General features: G+C 48.6%; 24 protein-coding genes. 12 read left to right on the top strand and 12 right to left on the bottom strand.

The genetic code is table 11. The features are described 5' to 3' along the window. Nucleotides 1–22: 22 nt before the first annotated feature. The 7 genes from QN379_RS19700 to QN379_RS19670 form a co-directional block, all read right to left on the bottom strand. Nucleotides 23–2,032 carry a transposase gene (locus QN379_RS19700; protein ID WP_323507374.1) on the bottom strand — a complete coding sequence of 670 codons (2,010 nt, stop codon included), beginning with the start codon at nt 2,030–2,032 and terminating at the stop codon, nt 23–25. A gap of 7 nt (nt 2,033–2,039) precedes the next feature. Further along, nucleotides 2,040–2,465: a hypothetical protein gene (locus QN379_RS19695; protein ID WP_323507373.1), complete on the bottom strand. Its 426-nt coding sequence runs from the start codon at nt 2,463–2,465 to the stop codon at nt 2,040–2,042. A 698-nt stretch (nt 2,466–3,163) separates the two neighbouring features. Beyond that, nucleotides 3,164–3,406 carry a hypothetical protein gene (locus QN379_RS19690; RefSeq protein WP_322240834.1) on the bottom strand — a complete coding sequence of 81 codons (243 nt, stop codon included), beginning with the start codon at nt 3,404–3,406 and terminating at the stop codon, nt 3,164–3,166. Nucleotides 3,407–3,419: 13 nt separating this feature from the next. Further along, complete coding sequence (locus QN379_RS19685) at nt 3,420–3,608, bottom strand: hypothetical protein (protein WP_322240836.1); 189 nt, start codon at nt 3,606–3,608, stop codon at nt 3,420–3,422. Nucleotides 3,609–3,660: 52 nt separating this feature from the next. Beyond that, nucleotides 3,661–4,062: a type II toxin-antitoxin system VapC family toxin gene (locus QN379_RS19680; protein WP_322240994.1), complete on the bottom strand. Its 402-nt coding sequence runs from the start codon at nt 4,060–4,062 to the stop codon at nt 3,661–3,663. A gap of 8 nt (nt 4,063–4,070) precedes the next feature. Continuing rightward, nucleotides 4,071–4,301, bottom strand: a complete 231-nt coding sequence (vapB, locus tag QN379_RS19675; protein ID WP_322240838.1) for a type II toxin-antitoxin system VapB family antitoxin — start codon at nt 4,299–4,301, stop codon at nt 4,071–4,073. 85 nt (nt 4,302–4,386) lie between these two features. After that, nucleotides 4,387–5,274, bottom strand: a complete 888-nt coding sequence (locus QN379_RS19670; protein ID WP_322240840.1) for a DNA-binding protein — start codon at nt 5,272–5,274, stop codon at nt 4,387–4,389. Between the two features lie 433 nt (nt 5,275–5,707). On the opposite strand from QN379_RS19670, the gene QN379_RS19665 reads away from it, so the two are divergent. Next, nucleotides 5,708–6,874: a tyrosine-type recombinase/integrase gene (locus QN379_RS19665; RefSeq protein WP_323507371.1), complete on the top strand. Its 1,167-nt coding sequence runs from the start codon at nt 5,708–5,710 to the stop codon at nt 6,872–6,874. Here QN379_RS19665 and QN379_RS19660 read toward each other — a convergent pair. Next, entirely contained in the window at nt 6,859–7,029 is a 171-nt protein-coding gene (locus QN379_RS19660; protein WP_323507370.1) for a hypothetical protein, read from the bottom strand. The genes QN379_RS19665 and QN379_RS19660 overlap by 16 nt on opposite strands. Nucleotides 7,030–7,365: 336 nt before the next feature. Further along, on the bottom strand, nt 7,366–8,382 hold the full coding sequence (locus tag QN379_RS19655; protein WP_323507368.1) for an IS30 family transposase: 1,017 nt from the start codon (nt 8,380–8,382) through the stop codon (nt 7,366–7,368). 80 nt (nt 8,383–8,462) lie between these two features. Between QN379_RS19655 and QN379_RS19650 the strand changes: the two genes are divergently transcribed. Continuing rightward, nucleotides 8,463–9,062 (top strand): Fic family protein, encoded by a 600-nt coding sequence (locus QN379_RS19650; RefSeq protein ID WP_323507367.1) that lies wholly within the window; start codon nt 8,463–8,465, stop codon nt 9,060–9,062. Between the two features lie 501 nt (nt 9,063–9,563). Here QN379_RS19650 and QN379_RS19645 read toward each other — a convergent pair. Continuing rightward, the gene (locus tag QN379_RS19645) at nt 9,564–9,791 is read right to left on the bottom strand and encodes a hypothetical protein (RefSeq protein ID WP_323507366.1); all 228 of its coding nucleotides are present in this window, start codon (nt 9,789–9,791) and stop codon (nt 9,564–9,566) included. Between the two features lie 1,070 nt (nt 9,792–10,861). Between QN379_RS19645 and QN379_RS19640 the strand changes: the two genes are divergently transcribed. The 4 genes from QN379_RS19640 to QN379_RS19625 all read left to right on the top strand — a co-directional run bounded on the left by QN379_RS19640 (nt 10,862) and on the right by QN379_RS19625 (nt 16,269). Further along, complete coding sequence (locus QN379_RS19640) at nt 10,862–11,551, top strand: ParA family protein (RefSeq protein ID WP_323507364.1); 690 nt, start codon at nt 10,862–10,864, stop codon at nt 11,549–11,551. Between the two features lies 1 nt (nt 11,552). Further along, complete coding sequence (locus tag QN379_RS19635; RefSeq protein WP_323507363.1) at nt 11,553–12,764, top strand: ParB/RepB/Spo0J family partition protein; 1,212 nt, start codon at nt 11,553–11,555, stop codon at nt 12,762–12,764. A 1,646-nt stretch (nt 12,765–14,410) separates the two neighbouring features. Next, on the top strand, nt 14,411–15,811 hold the full coding sequence (locus QN379_RS19630) for a replication initiation protein (RefSeq protein ID WP_323507362.1): 1,401 nt from the start codon (nt 14,411–14,413) through the stop codon (nt 15,809–15,811). A 314-nt stretch (nt 15,812–16,125) separates the two neighbouring features. Then, nucleotides 16,126–16,269: a DUF4160 domain-containing protein gene (locus QN379_RS19625; protein ID WP_323507361.1), complete on the top strand. Its 144-nt coding sequence runs from the start codon at nt 16,126–16,128 to the stop codon at nt 16,267–16,269. A gap of 184 nt (nt 16,270–16,453) precedes the next feature. Here the strand turns inward: QN379_RS19625 and QN379_RS19620 are convergent, their stop codons facing one another. Both QN379_RS19620 and QN379_RS19615 read right to left on the bottom strand, forming a co-directional pair. Further along, on the bottom strand, nt 16,454–17,770 hold the full coding sequence (locus QN379_RS19620; protein WP_323507360.1) for a HipA domain-containing protein: 1,317 nt from the start codon (nt 17,768–17,770) through the stop codon (nt 16,454–16,456). A gap of 29 nt (nt 17,771–17,799) precedes the next feature. Beyond that, a complete protein-coding gene (locus tag QN379_RS19615; protein WP_323507359.1) occupies nt 17,800–18,132 on the bottom strand; it encodes a helix-turn-helix transcriptional regulator in 333 nt (110 codons plus the stop codon). Between the two features lie 554 nt (nt 18,133–18,686). Here QN379_RS19615 and QN379_RS19610 point away from each other — a divergent pair. From QN379_RS19610 to QN379_RS19585, 6 genes are all read left to right on the top strand, one after another. Next, nucleotides 18,687–18,926: a hypothetical protein gene (locus tag QN379_RS19610; RefSeq protein ID WP_323507358.1), complete on the top strand. Its 240-nt coding sequence runs from the start codon at nt 18,687–18,689 to the stop codon at nt 18,924–18,926. Between the two features lie 49 nt (nt 18,927–18,975). After that, entirely contained in the window at nt 18,976–19,245 is a 270-nt protein-coding gene (locus QN379_RS19605; RefSeq protein ID WP_323507357.1) for a DUF4160 domain-containing protein, read from the top strand. A 4-nt stretch (nt 19,246–19,249) separates the two neighbouring features. Then, complete coding sequence (locus tag QN379_RS19600; protein WP_323507356.1) at nt 19,250–19,504, top strand: DUF2442 domain-containing protein; 255 nt, start codon at nt 19,250–19,252, stop codon at nt 19,502–19,504. Nucleotides 19,505–19,806: 302 nt separating this feature from the next. Beyond that, nucleotides 19,807–20,832 carry a tyrosine-type recombinase/integrase gene (locus tag QN379_RS19595; RefSeq protein ID WP_323507355.1) on the top strand — a complete coding sequence of 342 codons (1,026 nt, stop codon included), beginning with the start codon at nt 19,807–19,809 and terminating at the stop codon, nt 20,830–20,832. Between the two features lie 844 nt (nt 20,833–21,676). After that, nucleotides 21,677–22,594 (top strand): ArdC family protein, encoded by a 918-nt coding sequence (locus QN379_RS19590; protein WP_323507354.1) that lies wholly within the window; start codon nt 21,677–21,679, stop codon nt 22,592–22,594. Nucleotides 22,595–22,803: 209 nt separating this feature from the next. After that, on the top strand, nt 22,804–23,292 hold the full coding sequence (locus QN379_RS19585) for a hypothetical protein (RefSeq protein ID WP_323507352.1): 489 nt from the start codon (nt 22,804–22,806) through the stop codon (nt 23,290–23,292). The last annotated feature ends 521 nt before the right edge of the window (nt 23,293–23,813 follow it).

The following is a 23,813-nucleotide window of genomic DNA, read 5'->3' as shown; positions in this document are numbered from 1 at the left end:
CAAAAAATCAGCATTCGACTTGCTAAATACTGGGTCCATATCCACTGCCGATGGTGAGTGGTATCGGGACGATTTTTTTGTTGATGTCGGTCGGTATCGTCGGTGTTGTGGTTGTTGCTTCACCTAAATTGCATAGAGCCTCAGTTTTGATTGGGGCGCTACCATGCTCGCACGGTGGTCCAGGCGGCGTCGCGGAAGTCGGGGCTTTCGCCAGTATGCGCATGGTTCTTTCCAGATCACTGGCCGCACGCCGACTGCGCTTGGCTTTGATTTTTTTATCCGCAATAAAATCATCAATAAACACATGATCGATTGTGACCTTGAGGCGCTTGTTACCGCGCTTCTTCATGATCTCGCGCCGCAGAGTGATATCGTGGCTGACCTCGCCCCATGCTCCCTGGGCTTTGAGTATGCCGAGCTCAGACCCATCGGCCAGAAATGCACGCACGGTGCGTAAATCATCGCTGTTGTAATACACGCGTAAATGACTTCCCAACAAAGAGCCGCTGCTGGCCAGCACCGCGCTGGTATAGCGCACCTGAAACAAATTGATATGCGGACGTGTGCCTTGTTGCAGATAACCGCGCACTGGGCAGCGACGCGCCTGTTGCATCAGGCACAGCGTGCGCCGTTTCGCTTCCGGTAACCAGGAGATCATGGCGGCTTTGCCGCGCACGTGATAGGTCATCGCTTCCAGTGGCGTGCGGCCATTTAAGCCGGAATGCGGCGTGGCATTGTAGGTCGCCAGCGACGCCTCCATCAATTCTTCCAACTCAGCAAGCGACAGGAATAACCGCAGGTCGCCTTTCGCAGAACTTAATGCACGTCGCACATCGTCCGGCCCGGACCCGGTGTAACCGGGCAAGCGTGACGATACCGTGTTGGCGATCGTGCCAAAGAAGCGCTCGATATACGGTCGGTCATCGGGATGGTACGGTGGTCCGGCATCCACGGCACAACCAATAAATTCACAGAGCGCAGCGATGGTTTCATTGGCGAGATTGGCTTTGGCGTTATCGAGTTTGATCCGTTGCCAGATGGCATAGCCAAGTTCTGGCAACTTCCCCGACGGAAATCCGCCAGCGCCGCCATAGCCCACACCCTGCAAGGTAAAACTGCGTGGCTGGTGCGGTGTCAATGCTTGCTCGATGGTTTTGATCACATCGTAGCGACTATATTCTCGCGCAATCACCAGGTGATAACCGAGTACGGCGCGGGTACACACGTCCAGAATCACCAGCAACCATATGCGTTCGATCTCCAGTTCTTGTTCATAGCCGAGCGGATCGCGAATCACAATTTTTAAGCGCAGGTCCAGTCGATGCCCATCAAATTCAACTGCCTGGAATGGACGCACAATCGCCGTAGCTGATGCGAGTGAAGTTGGTAAGCCTTTGAGGTGATGCGCACCGGCAGCACGCGCAGCAGCACCGAAATTCTTGAGTATTTCTGACTTGACATAGGCAGAGAGGGAGCGAATGCCCATGCGATCAGTATTTAAAGGATATTCCATTGCGGTGATGCCGGCTCTGCGACATTGCCGTAGGAATGATTCCTGTAATGCGACGATCCCGCTCAAGCGCGTTTTTAAACCCTCATCAGTGCTGATCTGGTTCAGAACAACAGCATGCTCATCAATCTGTTTGTGTAACCATTGCATGAGTGCCGGATAGCGTTCTAGCAGGGCACTGAACGCGCCCACAAAACCCTGGCCTGTTACGCTACAACCCGGTGCCAATGCGGCGGTTCGCATATACGATCCGATGCGTTGGTGCTTGAGCAGCCCACGCAAACCAAAGATTCTGCCATCGTCATCCACGCTCAAACAACGCTGAATCAGATGATAGAGTTGGCGACCACTAATGCCTGTTTGGGCATGGATTTTATGCAGCAATTCCCCACCTGCATACAACACGATCGCTTGATGGCGCGCTTGAAATACCTTGCGCTTGTCTTCTGAAAGAGCATTCACATCAATGCTCGACCACGTATCGATATCCATCCCCTGCAGAGTGTATCGACGAGGAATCATAGGAAACTCACACAGGTTCGAAGGGCGTCAAAAATGATAACGGTTCCAGCATTAACTGCGGTGCTGTTAATCGCCCTTGATGCAATAAGTGATACACGGTTGCACGCACCAAGGTCGGGTCACCCACCACTAATTCACGTTCTATGCGGGACAACTGCATCGGTTCCGTTACACACCGCAGTACCGAACGGATGAGCGGTTCTGTAATCAATCGCTGACACGAAACGATGCTCACTATCATCAACTCCCAGTTGCTAACCCACATCCGTGCTGCAGCGAGTTCCGCCAACGGAATTGCACGCACTACTACGCTGGTATCACCGACCATCACCGATGAAGATGCATGCTCTTCGCCAACGATCAGAAACATTTCAGCATCGGCTTGACGCACCCAATAATCAGCGACGCGATACTTGCCAGCAAAATCGATCATCGCAGGTCGCTCGCAAAACGGTGCACGACAGGATCGGATTCCAGACGCAACCATTGTTTAAAGGCATGCTCGCCAAAACACTGTAAGCGGCGACCCAGTTTCGGGCTGCACGCTTCGATCAAACGTTCGTCACGCGACCTTTTTGATAACATCGCAGAGCGATATCGCGAAAAATTGTCCATGAATTCAACAGCATAGAATACTTTTTAGGCTTTTCAAGCTGCGTAAGGACAGATTTACTTTCTCATGCTGCCAAAGGACAAATTTGCCCACACAATTTAAAAAGTAAATTTGTCCAAATGTGTGAGTACTCTCCTATGAAAGCAGGGTGAAAAATTTGGACGAATTTACTGTTGTCTACGCAGGAGGACTGGTAAAAAGGCTGGGGTTTTAGGGAGCCGCTCGGCGTAAGCCCGTCCAAAAATTACGTTATTTGTGTTGAATACTGCAGCCCTTTTAACAGCCCCCTTTCTGATGCTTAAAAAACCATGATTTGGATGAATTTACCGTCACAATTTGGACAAATTTGCTTTCGTCTACGAGAGTCCAGTTAAAACCGGAGGCAGTCGCCATGACCATCGTCAATTCATGCCTCGATGATCGCCCGCATGACAATCTCCACAGTGGATCGTGAGGCAACAAATATATCGCTAAAGCTTTTTTATCGGCTGCCTCCGGTTTTAACTGCACTCTATAAATCAGTTTTTTGGTTGTGAATCTGAGCGCCAAACGAGAAGCATATGGTTCATCCATTCGGTGCCGACACGGTCAACCGCATAGGCGATGGAGTCGCTGGGAGCGAGTTCCCGCATACGACCGGAAGCGAGAGCTACGTACAGCACTTCACCCGTTGAAAGGACACCCACGCGGTCATATTTTCCCAACCAGGCTTCGCGCGCGATTTCGTCCAGGTATTCTAGTGATGATATTTGCGAACTCATTTATTTTCCTCGGTTAGCGATGTGAGAGTTGTTTCGGCCAATCGCGGACGTTAGCGAGCGAATTATCCCCGTCCGACGAGTGCGCGCCGAGCGACTTCAACTCATCTATGATCGATTCCAATTTCGGCCAGTGCTTGCCCGCTTGTTCGTGTAGCACACGAATCCGGTTGTCACGATCATCTTGAGTCTTGATATTTGCCATGATTTTATTTTCCTTTGCTGTATGTCGACGAGTTGTGAAGACAGAGTTTTCCTTAGTGAACCCAATCTTCATAAGACAGACCAGGAACGCGACTAAATTCACGCACATTGTTTGTGACCAGCACACAATCCGCAGCAATCGCGTGACCGGCTATAGCGGTATCATTTTCGCCGATTACGGATCCTGCCTTGGTGAGTTGAATCTTCACCTCTACCGTCGTGTCAACAGCGGCCTGGTCCCACGGCAAGATCTCATCGAGACGCTTCACGAATTCGTCAACCAGCGTTTTATGCTTGGGCGATGCCTTCTTGCCGATTTGCCCGTAACGCATTTCGGCGTAGGTAATGGCAGAAATGACGATCCGATTATTTTGCGCAACCTCTTCGGCTAATCGCTGCAAAACAGACACTGGGTGCTCGCGCATGATAAAAGAGCAAATGCAGGTATCCAGCATGAACGTGGTCACAGATTAAACCTACCTTCATCGCTAATAATGCTCTGACGTTCTTGCAGAAAGTCCACATCTGCCTTGGGCAATTCAACCAGCGATAGCCAACTCGGGCGCACAGGGCGAAGAGTGATGGTGTCACCGCTGCGCGTAATTTCCAGCTCCCCTACATTCTCGTAAGACATGTCCGTGGGGAGGCGAATTGCTTGATTCTTACCGTTTTTGAAAATGGAGACAGTACGCATAATCTCACTCCTACTATGGTTAACATCTTCAATGTAGCAGTCCCTACAGGCATATGCAAGACATATGTTTTTATGGTCATCGCGACTAACGTCGTTTAATTAATCCCCCAGCGCGCACTTTGCGCGATACCGAGGAGGCAGCATCATTGGCCGGACGCACGGTCATAGCCGCGGCTTCCAGTTGCAAGCAGCGCTGGCGTGATGCTGCCAGCGACTCTTCCACAGCACCCAGGCGCCCACGCACACCCGCGAGCTCGGCATCGAGCGCAGAAGCGCGCTGGCGATACGTCACGACGCTCGATTTGTTTTCAGCGTCGACCCGATCAAATTCCGCTTTCCAGTGGCGCGACTCAATGCGTGCTTCATCAATCTGCAGTAAAGCATGCTTGCGAACACCATCAAGCTCGGTGATCCGTGCAGCATATTCCGTTTCTTTCCGTGCGAAATCGGTACTCAGTGCGCTGATGCGCTCATCGCGCGCGAGTAGCTGGCCAGCGTGACGTTCCTCGATCGCGGCCGCGGTGGTGCGCATTTCAGTCAGTGACTCTTCCAGGCGCCGGATTGCTTCGCGGGCGACGTCGCATTCATGCTCCACCTGTTCAGTGCGCTGATTGGCTTTTGTGATCTGCGCGGCGGCCATCGCCACTTTTTGTTCTGCGGCGGTGACCAGGCCTTGATTTTCTGCGCGTTCGGTGTTTAAGTTCTCTGCCGCTGATTCACAGGCTTTGATCCACATCGCGCGGGCCAGGGCAGCGACTTCGTCTGGAAGGCCGGATACCACCAGTTTTTCCTGCTTTAACGCGAGGAGCTCCTGGAACCAGGCGTTGATGTCGCCCTGGACATCCGTATCAGAACCCTGTTTTTTGCCCTGGTTCGCCAGGGTCCATTCCCGTACGCTGGCGATCGAGGGCTTCTTGCCTGCGATCGCGATCGCGTCGCAGGCGGCATAGGTGAGGGTGCGACGGTCGCTCATGGCAACTCCTTATTCTGAAGCAGGTAGCAGCGTGCTGACACGCTATCCCTAAAGTGCGACTGGCCACCGACCAAATTGGTTTTATTCAGATCCTCGACCATGGCCATAACGTTTGTCTTGCCATTTTCGCAAGAAGCCTGGTTGGCGAACTGCTGCATAGAAATTTGTGGATCTCACGAATTTCCGCCCAAGTACGTTGCAACGATCAGAACCAGGCATTTTGGCTTCTCCAGAGGAGGGAAAACGCAGTTTAAGGGCGCCAGCGGCTACATTATGGCATTAATCGCGCCATTAGTAAAAATAATGACGTCATAATAAAATCATAATTATGACGTTAATAGTCTCTCATTCGACATTACTGTTTATATTGTCGAATTATCTAAATGTTGCTACACTGGACCCGCCCTCCTCTCCCCTGACGCGTGGAACAATCATGGTGACATTTGACGTAATCGATCTGAGCCCCGCGCCAGCGCTGGCTCCGCCGGTGTTGGACGACGCCCAACAGAAAATGGAAATGTTCCACGGGCCGGCGCCGGACGCGATCACGGCGGCCCGTACCGATGCCGAAATCGCCAAAGAATTCCTGGGGCGCGGCGAGTTATCGGCTGCCAGTCTGGCCAATACCCAGAAAGAACTGTTCCGGTTTCTGACCTGGTGTCGGGAAGAGGTCAATAAGCCGCTGCGGGCGTTGCGTGTGGCCGATCTGAACGCCTATAAAGCATTTTTGAAGCACCCTCCTCCCGACTGGGTGTCGACGACCCGCTGGCCGCGCAGCGACGCGCGCTACCGGCCGTTTAGCGGGCCGCTGGCGGACGGCTCGCGGCGCCAGGCGTTAGTCGCCGTCAAAGGGTTGTTGTCGTATGCGGAGAAAAGCGGCTATTTACGGCGTGACCCCGGTGCGCTGGTCAAGAACGTCACCGCGCCCGCCAGCGCACGGATCACCCGGTATCTGACGCGCGACGCGATTGATCTGGCGCTGGCGACGCTCGCGGCCCGGGTGCCACAGTCTGCGCCGGAAATCAAGCGCCAGGCCCGCGATCGCTTCCTATTGGTGGCGTACGCGGCAACCGGTGCCCGCCTGTCCGAAATCGTCGGCGCGACCATGGGTGCGCTGTATACCGAGGGGGATGGACGCTGGTGGCTCGATGTACTCGGCAAAGGCAACAAGCCGCGTCGGCTGCCGGTGTTGCCGGCGATGCTGGATGCCTTCCGGCACTATCGGGCAGCGTTTGGTCTGCCGCCGCAGACCCACCGGGCCGATGCGACGCCGCTGGTCCTGTCGACCCGGCGCAATGGGGTAACTGGTGTGACCAATGAAACCGCGGGCAACGCATTGAAAGCCATTTTTGCGGCAACCGCAGGCGCGGCGGAAGCAATGGGTGACTTGGACACCGCCGCAACCCTGCGCAATGCGTCAGCACACTGGTTGCGCCACAGCATGCTGACCCATCACGCGAATCATGGCGTACAGTTAAAGACGCTGCAGGACACGGCCGGCCATGCCAATATCGTCACGACCGCCCGCTATCTGCACAAGAGCGATCATGAGCGCCACGATGAAATTATGGCATCCGAAAACGATCAAATTAGTAAGTAATTTGATCGTCCATGTGCGGAATTAGAAGCTTGTTCTTCCGGTGCCGCTACAACGCGAACTAGTAACCTTATCTCGTCCGGGCCCATTGCACCGAGAGCAAGAATATTCACCAGTGCGCCCGTTATCGCCGCATGGACTACGGCTAAAATTGTCATACCCAGCACCGCCACATTTGCCGCAACTATATGAGCCGGTACTTCCGGTGACTACATATTTATAAATCACGTTATTGGATGAAATCGCGCTCAGAGCCATAAAAGGTGATGAGGTAAAAGTTATATAAATGCAGCAAAAATCACATAATGAAATATTAGTGCTTGCTACTTTTAGCACGACTACTCAAGCGCAGGAATTTATTGCTAATACATTAAAAAACTAACGCTTCCCGCGCTAATCGCATTCCCTTCATTCCAACACCCATTGAGGACCTACCCCGCGTCATGCAGGGCTGGGAAGCCTGGCGTTCTCAAGTAGCAAGTGCAACACGGTGATTAATGGATCGGATCGGATTGTAATTGCAACCTGATCATGTGTTCGGTATAAACAGCCAACGGCGTTTTCCAGCCCAATGTTTGCCTTGGCCGCGTGTTGAGTGATAGCGCGATAGCATCAAGTTCCTGTTGAGAGTAAATAGACAGATCTGAGCCTTTTGGCATGTACTGGCGTAACAATCCATTGGTGTTTTCGTTCGATCCACGTTGCCATGGACTATGTGGGTCAGCGAAATAAATCTGTAGGCCGGTGCGCTCGGTCAGTATTTTATGCCCATGCATCTCGCGTCCCTGGTCATAGGTCATGGATTTTCGCAAGGCTTCAGGCTCTCGGTTCAATACCATCGAGAAGCTGTCGACGACCGACTTGGTGCCGGCATTGTCCATCTTCGCCAGGACCACAAAGCGGGTCGTACGCTCGACTAGCGTCCCCACCGAAGAGCGGTTACCTTCTCCTTTGATGAGGTCGCCTTCCCAGTGTCCGGGGATGACGCGATCTTCGATTTCGGGCGCACGGATATGAATGCTTTGCATGTCCTTGATTTGCCCGCGGCGATCGGTGCCGCGACTACGCGGTTTGCGCACCTGGTTGTGATGGCGCAGGCAAGCAATCAATTCGCGCTTGAGCTCGCCACGCGGATGCAAATAGATGGCGTTGTAAATGGTTTCATGCGAAACGGTTTTGTCGGAATCAGTAGGCCACATGACCTTCAGTATGTTCGAAATTTGCTGAGGCGACCAGAGCAAATTGAAATAGTGCCGGACAACCTGGAACAGCACTCCGCCGGGTGCCATTTTTGGCCTGCGGCGTGGAACTGCACGACGTGCTGCACTTTGTAGATGGGCCCGGTTTGCATCGTAGATGCCATCACCTGTAGTGCGCTTGATTTCGCGACTGATCGTGCTCGCCGAACGGCAAAGACGTTTAGCAATAGATCGGAGAGAACACTCGTCGTCGTGCATCGTCATGACCACTGCGCGTTCTTGAGTCGTTAAATGTTTGTATATTTTTGCCATGGCAGCACCTTACAGGAGAAGGTGTTGCACTTGGTCTTTGAGAACGCCCCTTCATTAACGATGAAGAACGTTGTACCGACGTGCTGGTCAAGGCTGCCTGCGCCGCCTTCGGCTTTGTCTATCTGCACCCGTTTCTGGATGGCAATGGACGTCTGCATCGTTTCTTTATTCAGCATGTGCTTGCACGCTCGGCGCTCATGGGTCCAGAGATCGTTATCCCGGTATCCGCGGTGATCGAGCAAAATATTTCGGGGTATCACGCTGTATTGAGTGCCTTTTCCGGTCCGGTGACGGCACTGTGGAATTACCGTCGGGGCGATATTGATCCTATCATCTTGCGCGCACCAGGCAGTCGCTCCTACCGCTTTTTCGACGCGGACCGGGAGGTGGCATTTCTGCATGCCATGATTAAGCAAGCCGTTCAGGAAGAAATTCCGCGCGAACTTGCCTGGTTGCAGGGCTATGACCTAGTTTTTTCAAAACTCAATAGTGAGCTAGACCTACCGCAGAAAGACCTTTCTGCTCTCATCCGGATGATTCAGTCCAACAAGGGCTCGCTCTCATCTAACCGCAGGAAACAGTATCATTACATTCCTGACCATGTGCTTAACCACATCGAGGAAGTAGTTTTTCAAGCCTTCGAAACCAGAAGAGCAGAAGAGCCGCCTCCGGAAAGTTAAAATTTTTCGATAAAAGATGGCGATTTCCCGAAGAAATGAATATTTTTCGGGAAAAGTTATAAAGTTTCGAGGATTAGGCTAATTTTTCAGGCAAACGCAACCCAAAGAAGACGTTTCGGAGCTAGCTAAAATATCATCTGGAGCAGTGGTGTGGTAATTATTAACCTGATTTTATTGCCCTTGATTTGCCTGTCAACCACACACGCGTTAACTAGTTTTTTGACCTATGAAGGTTATCTGTATTCGCTGGCCCCACTGCCAGCTGCACTAAAATTGGGATATGGGGAGTAACGAAAAAATGAACTCTTGATACGCTCTGCGATGACGCAGGGATAAACGGTGGGCGGTGGCATCCGATGGGATATCCGGTCATGTATGCTGGTACCACAAAGCGCATCAAGATATCCCTTGGCTCACTCAGTCCACTCGAATACCGAGAGAGCCTCGGATTTACGGCTTAAATCAGTCCAAGTTTCACGCCGCACCCCCAGTAGGTCAGTTTTAGGTCGGCGTCAACACACATGCAATGACGGTGCCGATTGCATTGCTGTTGCCGATTCTGAGTGCTGTTTTAGCGCTTTGACGCTGGATCGCACGCATGATCATCGTTTTCATCTCAGCCATTAACAATGCAGTCGCTGCACCGGTGATTGTATACTTCGCTACCAGATCAATTGCCTTGGCTTCGATCGCTAGCAACGCTTCTTCAAATTCTTTGGCTGCATCCACTTCACTCCTCCCATATCATATATTTAATCTACTTGCCATCAGTCTTAACCTTCCGCCTGTAGAAATGTTCTTTCAGGGGTGATTTTTTATATTATTTAAAGAAGCGACTAGCTAAAAAACGGAAAGGCTTTGTGGTTCCATGCTTGAAATTCCAAATAATCACCGGAGAAGAATTTTTTATGCATTTCACAAAGATATACCCCATTCCTCCAGGCGCGCATGACTGCGATCCATTAAAATTTTTTCTACAGCTTTGCCGGAAGAAATTCCGGCATTTCTCTCAATACGACGCAAAGGGTTCATCTAACTTTCACGCGTGAAAGCCGCGACTTTATTCACAAAACTATACGTTTATGCTTTTGATCTTTATCAATATTACTCATTACAAACTCGGAAAAATGATTATTGCCTAAGCCTCTGGTAATGATATGGATAAGTTGATAGCTTCATGCTGAAAGGTTATTTCATTTTATAAAAATAAATAATATCCATTACAATAGCACTCAGAATATAAAATAAAATTCTTCCGTATTTTGACAGCCCTCAACTCTTGGTGACATCTATTGATTTTTCTCAAAGTAGCCTATCGCTAATTTAGTGTGCTGGTTAAATAACGCAGAAAGCAAATTACAGGCGATGTTACCCACTTTCACGCGTGAAAGTGGGTAACATATGGATGGGGGAATACACACAAATCTTATCAGCATTGAATTGACGACTCATCTCAATGAATCTGCCAAATTTTTTCAAAGCACAAGACATTTCTATTTTATTTTTCAATTTTATTGAGCCGTAGAAAATATATTGATCTAGTTAAACGCTTCAATTCCAACACCATTCAACTTCATAAAAATTCACCAGATAAAACATCCTTTCACGCGTGAAAGTTACCATGCAAGATCACAAGCAGCGCTTATATAAAATATCTTTTTATTATTAATGATAAAAAAACTCTAATTTGTTCTTGCTATATATACATATCGTCACTACTATTCTGTTTGATAGTTTTGTATAAGTCGGCGCGCATCGGGCGCCACTTTCACGCGTGAAAGTACAAAGGAATCGTCGATATGTCCGCAAAAATAATAACGGTATTTAACCAAAAGGGTGGTTGCGCTAAGACCATGAGCACCATGCAATTAGCTGGCACCTTTGGGCTTCGGGGTCTTAAGGTTTTCGTGGTAGACATGGATCCCCAGAATACAGCCGCCTTGTGGTTTCATCAAGCAACACCTGAGCAGCCATTTCCGGCTGAAGTGATGTCAATGGCACCACTAAAAGAGGGTTTCTTAGATAAAATTGCCCCATTGGCCGCCAAATTTGATGTCATCTTAATAGACTGCCCGCCAGCACTTGGATCTCGTGTCCCTTGGGCTTCCTTGATTGCCTCAGACTTCGCACTGATCCCTGTTGCTGCAGTCATGGACAACGTTTGGGCCTCCAAACAAGCTGAGGAATTGGTCCTAGAAGCACGGCAAGCTCGTGAAAGAAAGGGCATCAACACAGAACTCAAAGCGGCGTATTTACTCAGTATGGTGCGACGGGGAAACGTGTTCGAACACTGCCTGGAAACTTTGAAGACTGGTGCAAAAATTCCAATTTTGAAATCGACGGTTGCGATGCGCAATGCGTTCCCAGAATCACAGCTTTTTGGGTGCGTCGCAAAATCTTTTGGTAAGTCAGTAGCAACATCAGAAATAGATGCGGTCGCAGATGAGATCGCCAAGCTGCTTGATCTCAAATTGACGAAAGGTAAATAAAATGTCGATTTCTAAAAAAGATATGGGGGCCAGAGCGGCAAAGGCAGCACAAATGGCTCCGAGTATAGAGGATCGCCTGCGCCACGCGCGGGACTTATCGTCATCACATCCGGCCGATGATGCGCCAACTCCGCTTGCTGAGCGAATAGAATATTCAACAGAATCGATTGCAAAATCATTCAATGCTTCCGAAGTTGTAGTTACTTCTTTGGGCGCGCGACTTGAGATGATAGCGCTGGATATGATTGACCCAAATCCTTTTAACGCCAGAAAAATCTATCGCACGTCGCGTGTAAGCGAGCTGGCGGCAAGCATTGGAGCGCACGGACAAGAGATTCCAGGTGTAGCAACGCCGCGGGAGGGTCGATTTGTATTAGCCGCAGGGCACTATCGTCTTCGAGCACTGAAGCTTATTGGTGCCAAATCTATGGCTCTGATGATCCACGAAGGTCTTTCCGACCGTGAGTTGTATGCTCACAGCTACAGAGAAAATGCAGAGCGAGAAGCACAGTCAGCACTAGACAACGCACTATCTTGGCGTGAATTGCTTGATCAAGGCGTTTACGCTTCAGAGACTGAAATAGCTGAAGTCACAGGGATGTCATTGCCTAACGTCAACAAAACAATTGCCGCTCTGCGTTTGTCACCCAATGTTCTCGATTTTATAAAAGAAGATCCAAAAACCTTCGCGCTAAGCGTTCTTTATGAACTCGCTCTTTATGAAGCGGTAGTTGGCGAAACTAGAGCCTTAACTATGGCTAAGCTTGTCGCTGACGGCGAAGCGGGACGCAAAGAAATCCAGGAAGCACGCGCACTGAATAAGACCTTAGCTGATTTGTGCTTGTCGTCCAAGATACTAGAGGTGATTGAGAGTGCTCCAAAAGCCTTCGAAATTAGCGTCCTAAAAGATCTTAAGCGTTACGAAGAAGTGGCTGGACCAGTCGACGCGCTAGACATAGCCATGCTTGTCGCAAGGGGCGAAGCCGGCCGGAGAGAAATCCAAGAGGCATTAGACCAAATCACATCGCCTCGAGAGCGCAAGCGAAAGGAAACTTCGCGACAATACAAAATTCATCGAGAGGATCAGCAAATTGGCTCTATCAAAGAATGGGATTCGTCGGGAAAGGTCACGTTCGAAGTTGTACTTACCGACGCTAAAGACCGGGCAATTTTAATAGCGGAACTGCGCAAGCGGTTCGGCGTAAAAGACTGAAACGCTACTATTTAAACAGGACTGCTGCAAAAGGTGAGCTTCTCCGGGGAGTATAGATGCTCCCTTTATGCCAAAAAGTGTCTCATGGGACTTAATTCCGCTCCATGATGCCTATAAGTCGGCTTATTTTGACAATTCCATCCTAAAGCAGGAAAAAAACGCTTAAAAGCGTTTATGGAACATCAAAAGGTGAGCCAATACAGGGGCTGACAGAAAGCATGCCTATGGTGTGATTTTATGCTGCTCCAAAAAACTAATGTCCTCGAAAAGGTACTCCCTTAAAGAGATTTAGATCATTAGGACTATTAAGACTGCCAATCATTCTCGCTGAGAAGTTAGTGCTTACACTCCATAAAATCGCCTTATAAGCTCATTTTAAATAAGATAAGATCTTTTAAGTTGTCATCAATATGAAATAAAGGTGAGACGCCACAGGGAGCTTCATTGAATCAATTGACCTGAAATATTTGATCACGAAGTAAGATGCGGAGTTATCATCTATAGGTGAGGCTCCACAGGGACTATAAGCAGAACATCTGCAGATTCGTTTTATTAAACTGAAGACTTTCGGTTTATAAGTAAGACTGTCATAAGCACTAATCTACATCCTAATGGCTTATGAGGCCCCTCTACAAAGTTTGATTGTCAATTCTATGGGGGTAGCCAGTCAATGGTTATCCGAAGCCATAAGCGGGCGTAAAATCAATTTTGTCATTTATTTTGTTAAGTTCAAACGAAAACACAATCGACAGGGTCAATTGTTGTGACATTTCGTCGAATGAATAATCAGATGCGTCATTGCATATGCCCCTTCTTGCATGTCTTTTAGTTTTTTAGTTTTAGATTTTTAAAAAACAGCCCTCGGGACTTGAGAGATCTTTTAATAAAGAAAACCCAAGTTCAAAACCTTAAATACTATTTAAATTCGCGCAGACCTAACACTGGCGCGGCTGTACAGCCGATAAGGTGAGTTGCTACAGGGACAAGGGTGAGACGCTACAGGGACATTGGTGAGTGGAAACAGGGAGCTTCAAAAATTTGAGTGAGCTATTTCAGGGACCTACGGTGAGTGAATACAGGGAGCATGGGAGCTTCTACAGGGACATCACCAATTAGCAATGTGGATAACCTACAATTTTGTCAATTTGCAATTTTTTAGAATTAAACGCAAATTGCCATGTATAGGTGAGCCTGCACAGGGAGCGCAAGCACTCGAAGTAAGAATAATCTTTGTCGGTCCGCGGTGTTTTAAGTGTGATTTCAATCTATTTAATCCATGATTGTTCTCAATGGTGAGCCTGCACAGGGAGTATATCGGATGACAGGTGAGACTAAACAGGGACTATGAGCTCAGTCACCCGCTGCTAATTGAAATGCAGATCCGGTGCGCGGATATAAATGGCAGTGTTACGCTCTAGGGGGAAGTTAGGTGAGAGGATACGGGGAGTCCCAAAGGTTTTGTAAGAACTAGAATCGATGCTTATTTTAGGAATAGGTGAGATGCCACAGGGAGCTAGGTATAGTGAGTGCTTTTCGGGAATGTACCTCACCGTTAAAGGTGAAGGAGAAATAAAGTTGATACAAAGGTGAGAATATCTGCGCTATACTCAACACCATTGATCAGGTGAATGCTATGTTCTCACCTAATGTGGTGGTGCGACAGAGGATACCTACTCATGGCGGTAACTAGTAAAACACCGAAAATTACTTCGCTTGCAGCGACAGCTGAGGCGAACCCTTCCCTGCCAATGGAGTTTCGAAAGACTAACGAAGCAATCGGTCTGCGCGTAAGAGAAGGTAAGCTTTCTTTGCTAACACGCAAGCTGTTCAATGTGATGATGTATCACGCGCAGGAACAGAGAACGCCAGGAATAAACGCTCCGATTGATACAGCATCTGCGAAGAAATATTTCTGGATTCCGCTGTCGGACCTAGCACGTGATGCTGCATATGATAGCAAAGATACCGTGTTCCTTAAGAAACAGCTTGAGGAGCTACAAAATATCAAGCTGCTCATGGAGACTGAACGCCAGTGGACTAGTGAGCGATTGATTTCTTCGGCAACTCTCGTCAATCCGCAGGGATTCAAAAAAAATACCGGTCAGGTCTGGTTCGGCTTCGCCTTTCCGCCCGAGGTGCACGAGCTTGTCATGGCTCCTGGAACTTACACGCGTTTTAATTTGATATATCAGGGCATGCTTAGGTCAGGATCTGCCCTCGCGCTATATGAGATTTGCCGCCGCTATGCTACCAATCCGTCAAAAGTGACACTCATCGAAACGTATGAGCATTGGTACGGTCTGCTTACTGGTAATCCAGTGTTGACCGAAGAACTTCCGGAATACAAATATTTTAAACGCGACGTCATTAAGACAGCCATCGCTGAAATCAATGCTTTGACAGACATTCAGGTTGAGCTCATCGAATACAAAAAAGGTCGCCGCGTTGAGCGTCTACAGTTTCGTGTAGAGCACACAAAGCAGCCGCAACTTGGCTTCGCGGTGCCGCCGGTGATCGACCTAGAGTTGATGGGCAAGATCATGAAGTTTGGGTTCGCGCAGCAAGAGGCTTCAGATTTTATTGCTCAACATAGTGACGATAAGATACGGGCGGCAGTTGCGTTTGTTCAGGCACGAATTGATCTCAAAAACAGCGCACCACTGGATTCGACCGCCGCCTATTTTCGCTGGTCCTTGAAGCAAGGTGCAGCGGCAGCCAAAGACTTGCGCATTCAGCAAACGGCGGCAAAAAAAGTTTCGGTAAAAGGGATGGATGGCGGGACGACGGTCATGGAAAAATTCTTTGCTGCTCGGGCGATTGACGGTTTAGAAGTCTACAATGAGCTTGATGCCGATGAGCGCCTACCAATTTTCGAGCGATTCAAAGAGCAAAACACAAACACAATGATCAAGCTTGATAGTGCTCTACAGAACGCTACGGCGCGATCATTGTTCTCGCACTGGTATGCCAAGGAGCTTTGGGGTGACCCATCAGTTCAAGACATGGCTAATTTTGTTGAGAAATTTGGACTCGTTAAAAACGCATAGTAGCTGCATCGCGCCGGCAATAAATTAATACTCGATTGCAGCTCACGGTTTTAAGATAAATTTGATTCTGCTTTGATTTTATCATTCAATATATTAGTCAATTTGATCGCTAATACGTTGATGTTTTGCGTCTCAGAGAATGAGAGCACTTGAGTATTAGCACCAGACTAATCTGACTTTGACATCCTACTAGGTGCCATTTGCGCGACCGGATCGACCCGAGGTGCAATGGATTTCGATATCGAAACAAATGGACTTATTTGGATGCGTCGGAGAAAAGCTGATAAGTCAATAATTAGCGCATTTTAGGTCTTTTGATTCCAACGTTTTTTAGCGACTATGCGCGGTCACATTTTCATGTGCAGTGTGCCGAACATAAGGCTGTGATTGACATCAAAGGTTGGGAATTGATGGAGGGGAAGCTGCCGCGCCGTATTTTGCGTCTGGTGCTTGAGTGAGCTGAATTACATTAGAATAAATGGATCGATGATGGGCAGCTTTGCCAAGACATGTCTGCAGCAGTCTAAACCGATTGTCCCTTTGGAGTAACGCTATGGAATGGGATGTCACTGAAGTTGCCATATATGCCTCCCGAAGTTGCCAGAATCAATTTTCAGAATGAGGCCCAGGCTTATATACCCTTTAGACTAGGGCCGCTTTTGCTTCTTCGAGGTCGGAATGATTGAAAGCAGGCGCAAAGTCATCCAGTTCCGCCGCAGTGAGCCCGACCTCCGGAGTTAGCGCAACTTCTCTCCATTGCTCTGCGGCTTTGACGACTTCTGCTAAGACTTTTTTGGCTGTATCAGGCTTGAGCTCAAACCGCGCTGCTTGTTCCAGAAGTTGTTGTATAGACGTAATGGGCCCAGTATCTTCGCTTAGCCAAGTCTTTGATTCCCGGTCTTTGTCAGGGAACGGATTCACGTCGAAAGCGGGAGAAAGCCGCCATAAATTCTTATCGACATACAAGAACCCAATGTTTTGCAGATGGTCGTCGACGTTGGTAATCAGATGGTTGAAGACTAGCCGCCTCCAAAGCTGCCTTGCATCCGCCCCGAAGTCGAGACACTTATTTCGCATTTCGTCTACGACTTCGGTGTAGGCGTGTTCATCGTTCCTGCTGGCTTGGAGCAGGGTTGCACCTGACATGTAGGGGATGCGTGCATCTGAAGCAGTCCGGTCAAAACGACGTACTATGGCTATAGGTGTGCCCTGGGCCATGAAGATGCGGGCTTCCGCCGCATCGATTCCTGCCAATCGGGCAAGACGTAAAGCAAGGACTTCGCCGCGCGTGACACTACGTTCGTCTTTTACACTCGGAAATTTACCCAACGCTAGCATCCCGTCTTCATCGAGAATAGTGCATTTCGGCCGCATTCCTCCCAGCGAAGTACCCTTTCCCTGTAGGTACTTCAGGTCCTCTGCAGTCTCCTGGTTCAGCTCCACCGCATGTGAAGCTGTCATCATCTTTTCGAGCTCCAGCATCGGAGGCGTCGTCCGCCGACCATCGTCAACGCTGCGCAGGTAGTTTCCTCTGAGGTCGCGAATCCGAAGCGCACCCATACGGCTGAAGTCATCGACAGCGCAGAGATAGTCAAGTTCAGTCAAAGGGCCAAGCGCAGGGTTATTCTTGCGCTCTTTCGCATGTGCGCGGGCGATGACACGACGTCCCCACGCATCGGGCTCCGTGTCGGCCATCGCGAGAAAGAAGCACGAGTCATCTTTGGTCGGGGGTTTCCGGATTTGGTAGCCGGTAGTGCGCACCAAGTCTGGCGAGATGTCGAAAAAACTCTGGCCCGCAAGCCACTCTTCACGATACGCAAATTGCGCGAATTCTCGCGGGCCGTCTTTTACATACGTAAGCCTGCCACTGGGCAACCCTTCCTTGCCAATGCAAATGTCCAGTTCGACCTTTGAGGTCGACCCCGGCTTTACTTTCTTTTTTGTAATTTTGGTCGTCATGACATGTATTTTTTATTGGTGGCAAGAAATCAGAACGCTCCACTTTCGGGCGTACGTCGACGCATTCGAACGCGCTGCGGAAGCTTCTCATCCATAAGGGCCAGTCCAATGGCGTCCTGAGAAGTGTCGAGTAAGGTTTCCAACTTGCTAAGCTCGCCAAATACATGGAGGGCCCTGGCAAAATGCTGGAGTGCGGTGCCGGGGTCTCCGTTTTCCATTCGTCGCACTGTGTTCAGAGACGCTCCAATTCGCTCTGCCAACATTTCCTGGGACATGTGCCGACGACGTCGCGCCTGGGACACATTTTGTCCTAAGCGGCGCAAAGCGCGGTCAACCGGTAGAGGGATAGGACTATTCATCATTTACCACCCATATTTGGATGTATAGCTAGTCTAGTACGCCAAATTTGGACAATTATACCGATTGTATGAGCTCCAGTCAATTTACTGGTGAATTAATGCCCAAATTTGGATGCTTAATATACTTAACAGCTCAAATTAGGATATTTAAGTAAATTTTATTTATTTTGTTGTCAAAGCGTATTCGTTCCCAGAGCAAATTGTGTCGGGCCCTGATTACCCTTGCTCAAGCTAAAATGTTACTTTTTACGCAAATGGGCTTATCCATATTTTTTGTGCGCTGCAGCAATAATTTTGTAAGCCATTGATATGGCTGGGCATCTGCTTATTAACACCGCTTTTAAAACGAAACCCTGCGACAGGCAGAGACCTGTTGCGAGTTCTAATGGAATGGACGCCCTCTTTCGCGATCAGATCGACTGAGGTGCCGTGGATTTCGATATCGAAATAATTGGACTTATTTGGATGCGTCGGAGAAAAGCAGTTCAGGATGTTTTCTGAAAGCTTGTGATCGTGTAGTATCCCCAATAGGGATACTACACTCGGCTCAGGACGGAATGAATCAACAAGAATTTTTACGTAATGCAATGTTCGAGCTTGTTTTGTCGAGGGAGATGTTTGCACTGCGAATTGGTTGTGCTAAACGCTCGTTGGACAAGTGGTTGCTACCGGATTCATCGAATGATTTCAGGGAGATGGGTGAGCCTATATGGAACCTCGTACGTGAAATTCTAGCCCATGAAAAACTGAAACAAAAACATGGAAAATCGCAGGGGAAAATGACTAGCGCTCTTTGATGTATCCCCATTGGATTATGTAGTAAGTCCAGTTTAATTAATAGCTGAGATGGAAATTATGCCAACAATTAGCGCATTTTATGGTCTTTTGATTCAAATGTTTTTTAGCGACCATGCGCCGCCACATTTCCATGTGAAGTATGCCGAGCATAAGGCTGTGATTGACATCAAAGGTTTGGTATTGATGGAGGGGAAACTACCTCGTCGCGCTTTGAGTTTGGTGCTTGACTGGGCTGAATTGCATCAGGATGAATTACTGGATGATTGGCAGCTTTGCCAGGACATGCAGAACCCTAAACCGATTGCCCCTTTGGAGTAACGCTATGGAATGGGATGTCACTGAAGTCAAACTTGCAGGGGAATTCACTCTTTTTGTGCGCTTTAAAGACGGCGTGGAGGGAATGGTAGAGTTTCTCCCGACATTTTTTCGGGGTGTTTTTTCCCATTTACGTGAGCAGTCTGAGTTTCAACAAGTACTGGTGGTGGATGGTGTCGTGACTTGGCCTGGTGAACTTGATTTGGCACCTGATGCGATGCACGACCAAATCAAGCGTCATGGTCAATGGTTGTTGGCTTAACAGGCATGCTTATACCCAAATAAAAGCAGGCAGCTTACCTGCGTGATGGGTTCTTTGTGGAATGTCATTTCGGTACGCACCCGAAATCGATCACGTTTAACTGGTATTCCCAGATTTGCATGGATAACCATTCGGAGCGATGGTTAATGTGAGAAGCGAGTGCGCTTATATTCATGCAACTAACGATCATTTCTTGCTGAACTGAGTTTTGTTGTTTTACAGACTAACAAAATATGCTGTCGGTTCTACGGAGAATAGAGATAGAATTTCTTTTATTTGATCGTTAGTTGCATAAAGAGATCATGACAGAAGATTTGTTCGATATCCCCGACATCTGGAAGACGGCGCCACTGGTGGCGTTTAATGGTTTTATTACGTCCGATGAATTCCTGCAAATGAGCATGCGGCCAGGGGAGTTTTCCATTGATGAGAAACCGCGTTACAAAATCAGCAGCGGTTCTAAGGTCGTCTATGCGCACATGTTTGGAAATTTCCTTCGCTGGCTGGAAGAGCAGGGCATCGATTTAGCCAGCGTTACTGCCGACCATCTGCGTGTGTTCCTGGATGTGGGAAATCTTGTAGAGAATAAATTAACCAAAAATTTAAACAGTCTGATACGGCTGCGCTATTTACGCCTTCTCGAAAAAGTTTTTGCGCACTTAAACACGGCGCACAATCCAGCCCGTAAAGTGGCGCAAGAGATTGGCCCCACCGAAATCGGTCGCGATAAACCCAAAGCATATTTGTCTGCGGATCAACAACAGGCCTATTTGAAAGCATTGCTAACGCCTTGCGCTGATGAGGTGTCCAATCCGATTGAATGGAATATTCGACGGGATCGAGCGATGCAGGCGCTGATGCTTGGTGCTGGTTTAAAGGTATCAGAGGTAATACAGCTGCGCACAAATAAAATAGGGAAGATTGACATGGATGGCACTGCGCGCGTGACCATTGAAAAAATCGGAATTGGGAAAGTCCATGACACGCACATCAAGCCATTTGCAGTAAAAGAAGTGTTAGCTTGGGTAAAGGAAAGAACCGCACTGAAAATACCTGGTCCCTACTTGTTTCCACCAACATTATCGGGAATTGGCAAAAATGGCAGTCTTGTACTGAACAAGGCAACGGTCTACCGTCATGTGAAGGAAACATTGGAACAAGCTGGCATTGAAAAGGAGAGGATGGGAGGACGTACGTTGCGCAACACCTTCGCCGTACAGTTACTGCAAGACGGAGCAACCTTGAGTAGCGTGAGCGACCTATTGGGGCATCACGACCAAAGATCAACATTAAAATATAAAGTCGGTCAACGAAAAAAGTTCAAATAAAGGCCATAGTGGTCAGCCTACAATCTGATTCGTCTTGAGATTGCAAAAACCATGCTTGAAGCATAATGCGCCCCCGCCGACATCAGCTTTGTGCGTGTCTTCCACATCATTTGGGATGAATTGCATTGGCCAGCTGTGGTCCGATCTTATGGGGAACTGCCCGATTTACTTAAACGTCTTCGCCCCCCATGATAGCGTCCCCAACGTAAAACGTCCTGCTCGCAAATGTGACCCGGTCGTCAAGTCAAGACCAGCACGTTATGCCATCAGATACGTCATGAAAGTTTTTGTCTGGACGGTATTAAGACGGTGAAGGCTTTTTTAGGCTAACTACCGCATCAAATAAGACGTTCTTGGAAAGATTCGTTAAACAAGCGAGCCGAACCAGTATTCAGAGCCGCTATGACCGCATAGCGGGTGCAACACCACATTCCCAGAGCAGCAAAAACAAATCCACCAGGCGCCGTTCAGGCGGCGTCACTACGTAAGCAATTCACAAACAGAGACCCAGACGGCGCTTTGCGCCGCCTGTTTGATGGGTAGCATTCTTTTTCTAACCATCGCGTACAAAAGAGTTTTTCGCAGACTGGCAAAAATAGCCTGGTGCGGCGATTGTGCAATGCATCGCTACGCTCAATAACTCCCCCGTTCAGATTCGCTGCGCTCACTTAGCATGCGGCCTCCCCATTGGCATTGCACAAGCACCTCATGCACCAGGCCCCGCCAGCCATACCGCGAAAACTCATTTGAACCGATGCTCACAAAAAGAGCAAAAGAGGCTACCCGACAAAACAACGTCACCATCAACAACCAGGTCCCGCTTCAAATCTATTTAACCCGATATGTGCAGGGCAACAACAGGAGAAACATCATGGATATTCGCCAAGTCATCACAGATAAAATCATTTTTATGCTTGAAAACGGTACGACTAAATCAAACTCGCGATGGACTATTGGCGGACAGGGTGCGTTGCCAAAAAATGCAAGTACTGACGTTGCTTACAATGGGATTAATGTTTTGTTGTTATGGGCAGCTGCCGCCGAAAGTAGTTATACATCAAGCCGCTGGATGACCTACAAGCAAGCCGCAGGCGTTGGCGCGCAAGTGCGTAAAGGCGAAAAATCAACTATGTGCGCATATTTTGAAATGATGAGATCAAAAACCGATGAAATCCCAGCCAGCGGGGAAGATTCGCGCAAAGGATTTTTCCCCATGTGCAAACCGTTTTTTTTATTTAATATCGCGCAAATGGACAATGTTCCAGAGGCTTTGTTACCGCAAGCCGCCCCGGTTAAAAATTTTTCGATTAACGAAACCGCTGAACAGCTGATTATTTCCACTGGTGCCACTATTAATCATGGTTTTGATAGCGCTTTTTACACCCGTAGCAAAGACGCCATTTCTCTGCCGAACCGTGAACAATTTCGGTCTCCCGAGGCTTATTACGCCACAGCGTTGCATGAGTTGACCCACTGGACCGGCCACGAAAGCCGCTTAAACCGTGAACATGGAAAGCGTTTTGGGGACAATGCTTATGCTTTTGAAGAATTGGTTGCCGAGATCGGAGCTGCTTTTATTTCGGGACATATGGGCTTTGTTGATGTGATGATGGAAGACCATGCAAGCTATGTCGAAAGCTGGCTAACTGTTCTGAAAAACGATAAAACCGCGATTTTTACAGCAAGCAAACAAGCCAGCAACGCTTACGAGTTTATTCTTGCTAAAGCAGCTCGGGAACAACCAGAGCACGCGGAAATCTAACGACCATGGGTAAGGAGGCCAACCAATGACTAAGAAAAAAATCTTTTCCCGTGGGCTATCGTGAGGAATTCCGGCCACAATGACGAAGACATATGAGAGGATTTTTCAACTTTTTCGGAAGCCGAACCCGCACGTAAACAAGTACTCGAGGCAGGCATTATGAAGCGCCTTGAAGATGGTACATTGACCTCAGAATATTGAAAGCTAAAATGGCAAATCCCAGAACCAAAAATGATGAAGCAAAAAAAATCATCGCGGAGGCGCGTGAAAAATTAGCAAATTTGGGGTTTCTGACTTTCGCGCCAATGGAGGGGGTCCCCCGCGCTAAATCGTTATTTTTCTTTCTTATCGCAGAAAATCAACATGATTTACAGTCAGGCAGGGCCATCATTTCTGATGGCGTCATCGAGGCCCATATTAATCCACAAACATTCAACGTTAAGGTCGATTTTTATGTTGCTGAACAAATCGCGCATACAATTAAGCCGGCAAAGCACGGCAAAAAATGGACAGAAGAAGAGGACGCTAAATTGTCGACATTATGGTGTTTGCCAACGACGACGATTAACTATTTGGCCAAATATTTTACGCGTAGTGCAGTCTCTATCACAGCAAGATTGGAAAAAACAGGGAGCACAGCAAGCCGCGAAGCAGCGCGGAATATTAGCAGAGAGAGAGAAATCAGTCTTCCCTCGTAAGACCGCCGATTCGCCGCAAAAACCACAACGCCGAAATCGTTCAACGTTTGATAACGTTGTCGGCCTTTTCTAGGCAACGTTGGGCGCAAAGCCCGGACTATTTTTATCCGTTGACCTGCTGATTGATTGCCGAATCCTAGTTAGTCCTAATAATCGAATGCGGTTATTTTTTCTCTTTTGTTCGGCTGAGAGTGCCAAGGCCAGCATCTCTCTCCCACAACATATCCAGAAAACTTTGAACACGCCCTGAGAAAGGGGCGCCGTATAAAAATCTCTGCCACCAACGCTCCTACGTGGATTAATTACATACCCTTGCCCGGGATAACCGGGCAACCCTACGGGCTTCGGGGCACATGCAACCATATTCCAGCAGGGGTGCTGTCCTTCGGCAGCATTTTCCCATCCGGTCGCGTCCTTGCTATGCAAGGCACACTATGAGCAATACTGCGTATTCTGGTCAACGTGACCGCTCATTCTGGCCGATCGTGACCGCTGCGCCTGCGATGTTGTTACGCGGTTAA

The sequence above is a fragment of the Glaciimonas sp. Gout2 genome, assembly GCF_035018905.1.
Lineage (GTDB): Bacteria > Pseudomonadota > Gammaproteobacteria > Burkholderiales > Burkholderiaceae_D > Glaciimonas.
This window is presented reverse-complemented; position numbering and strand designations above follow the sequence as displayed.

Coding starts and splice junctions, on each gene's coding strand:
- QN379_RS19700 (WP_323507374.1), bottom strand. CDS start 2,032: ATGATTCCTCGTCGATACACTCTGCAGGGGATGGATATCGATACGTGG.
- QN379_RS19695 (WP_323507373.1), bottom strand. CDS start 2,465: ATGATCGATTTTGCTGGCAAGTATCGCGTCGCTGATTATTGGGTGCGT.
- QN379_RS19690 (WP_322240834.1), bottom strand. CDS start 3,406: ATGAGTTCGCAAATATCATCACTAGAATACCTGGACGAAATCGCGCGC.
- QN379_RS19685 (WP_322240836.1), bottom strand. CDS start 3,608: ATGGCAAATATCAAGACTCAAGATGATCGTGACAACCGGATTCGTGTG.
- QN379_RS19680 (WP_322240994.1), bottom strand. CDS start 4,062: ATGCTGGATACCTGCATTTGCTCTTTTATCATGCGCGAGCACCCAGTG.
- vapB (WP_322240838.1), bottom strand. CDS start 4,301: ATGCGTACTGTCTCCATTTTCAAAAACGGTAAGAATCAAGCAATTCGC.
- QN379_RS19670 (WP_322240840.1), bottom strand. CDS start 5,274: ATGAGCGACCGTCGCACCCTCACCTATGCCGCCTGCGACGCGATCGCG.
- QN379_RS19665 (WP_323507371.1), top strand. CDS start 5,708: ATGGTGACATTTGACGTAATCGATCTGAGCCCCGCGCCAGCGCTGGCT.
- QN379_RS19660 (WP_323507370.1), bottom strand. CDS start 7,029: ATGACAATTTTAGCCGTAGTCCATGCGGCGATAACGGGCGCACTGGTG.
- QN379_RS19655 (WP_323507368.1), bottom strand. CDS start 8,382: ATGGCAAAAATATACAAACATTTAACGACTCAAGAACGCGCAGTGGTC.
- QN379_RS19640 (WP_323507364.1), top strand. CDS start 10,862: ATGTCCGCAAAAATAATAACGGTATTTAACCAAAAGGGTGGTTGCGCT.
- QN379_RS19635 (WP_323507363.1), top strand. CDS start 11,553: ATGTCGATTTCTAAAAAAGATATGGGGGCCAGAGCGGCAAAGGCAGCA.
- QN379_RS19630 (WP_323507362.1), top strand. CDS start 14,411: ATGTGGTGGTGCGACAGAGGATACCTACTCATGGCGGTAACTAGTAAA.
- QN379_RS19620 (WP_323507360.1), bottom strand. CDS start 17,770: ATGACGACCAAAATTACAAAAAAGAAAGTAAAGCCGGGGTCGACCTCA.
- QN379_RS19615 (WP_323507359.1), bottom strand. CDS start 18,132: ATGATGAATAGTCCTATCCCTCTACCGGTTGACCGCGCTTTGCGCCGC.
- QN379_RS19610 (WP_323507358.1), top strand. CDS start 18,687: ATGAATCAACAAGAATTTTTACGTAATGCAATGTTCGAGCTTGTTTTG.
- QN379_RS19605 (WP_323507357.1), top strand. CDS start 18,976: ATGGAAATTATGCCAACAATTAGCGCATTTTATGGTCTTTTGATTCAA.
- QN379_RS19600 (WP_323507356.1), top strand. CDS start 19,250: ATGGAATGGGATGTCACTGAAGTCAAACTTGCAGGGGAATTCACTCTT.
- QN379_RS19595 (WP_323507355.1), top strand. CDS start 19,807: ATGACAGAAGATTTGTTCGATATCCCCGACATCTGGAAGACGGCGCCA.
- QN379_RS19585 (WP_323507352.1), top strand. CDS start 22,804: ATGGCAAATCCCAGAACCAAAAATGATGAAGCAAAAAAAATCATCGCG.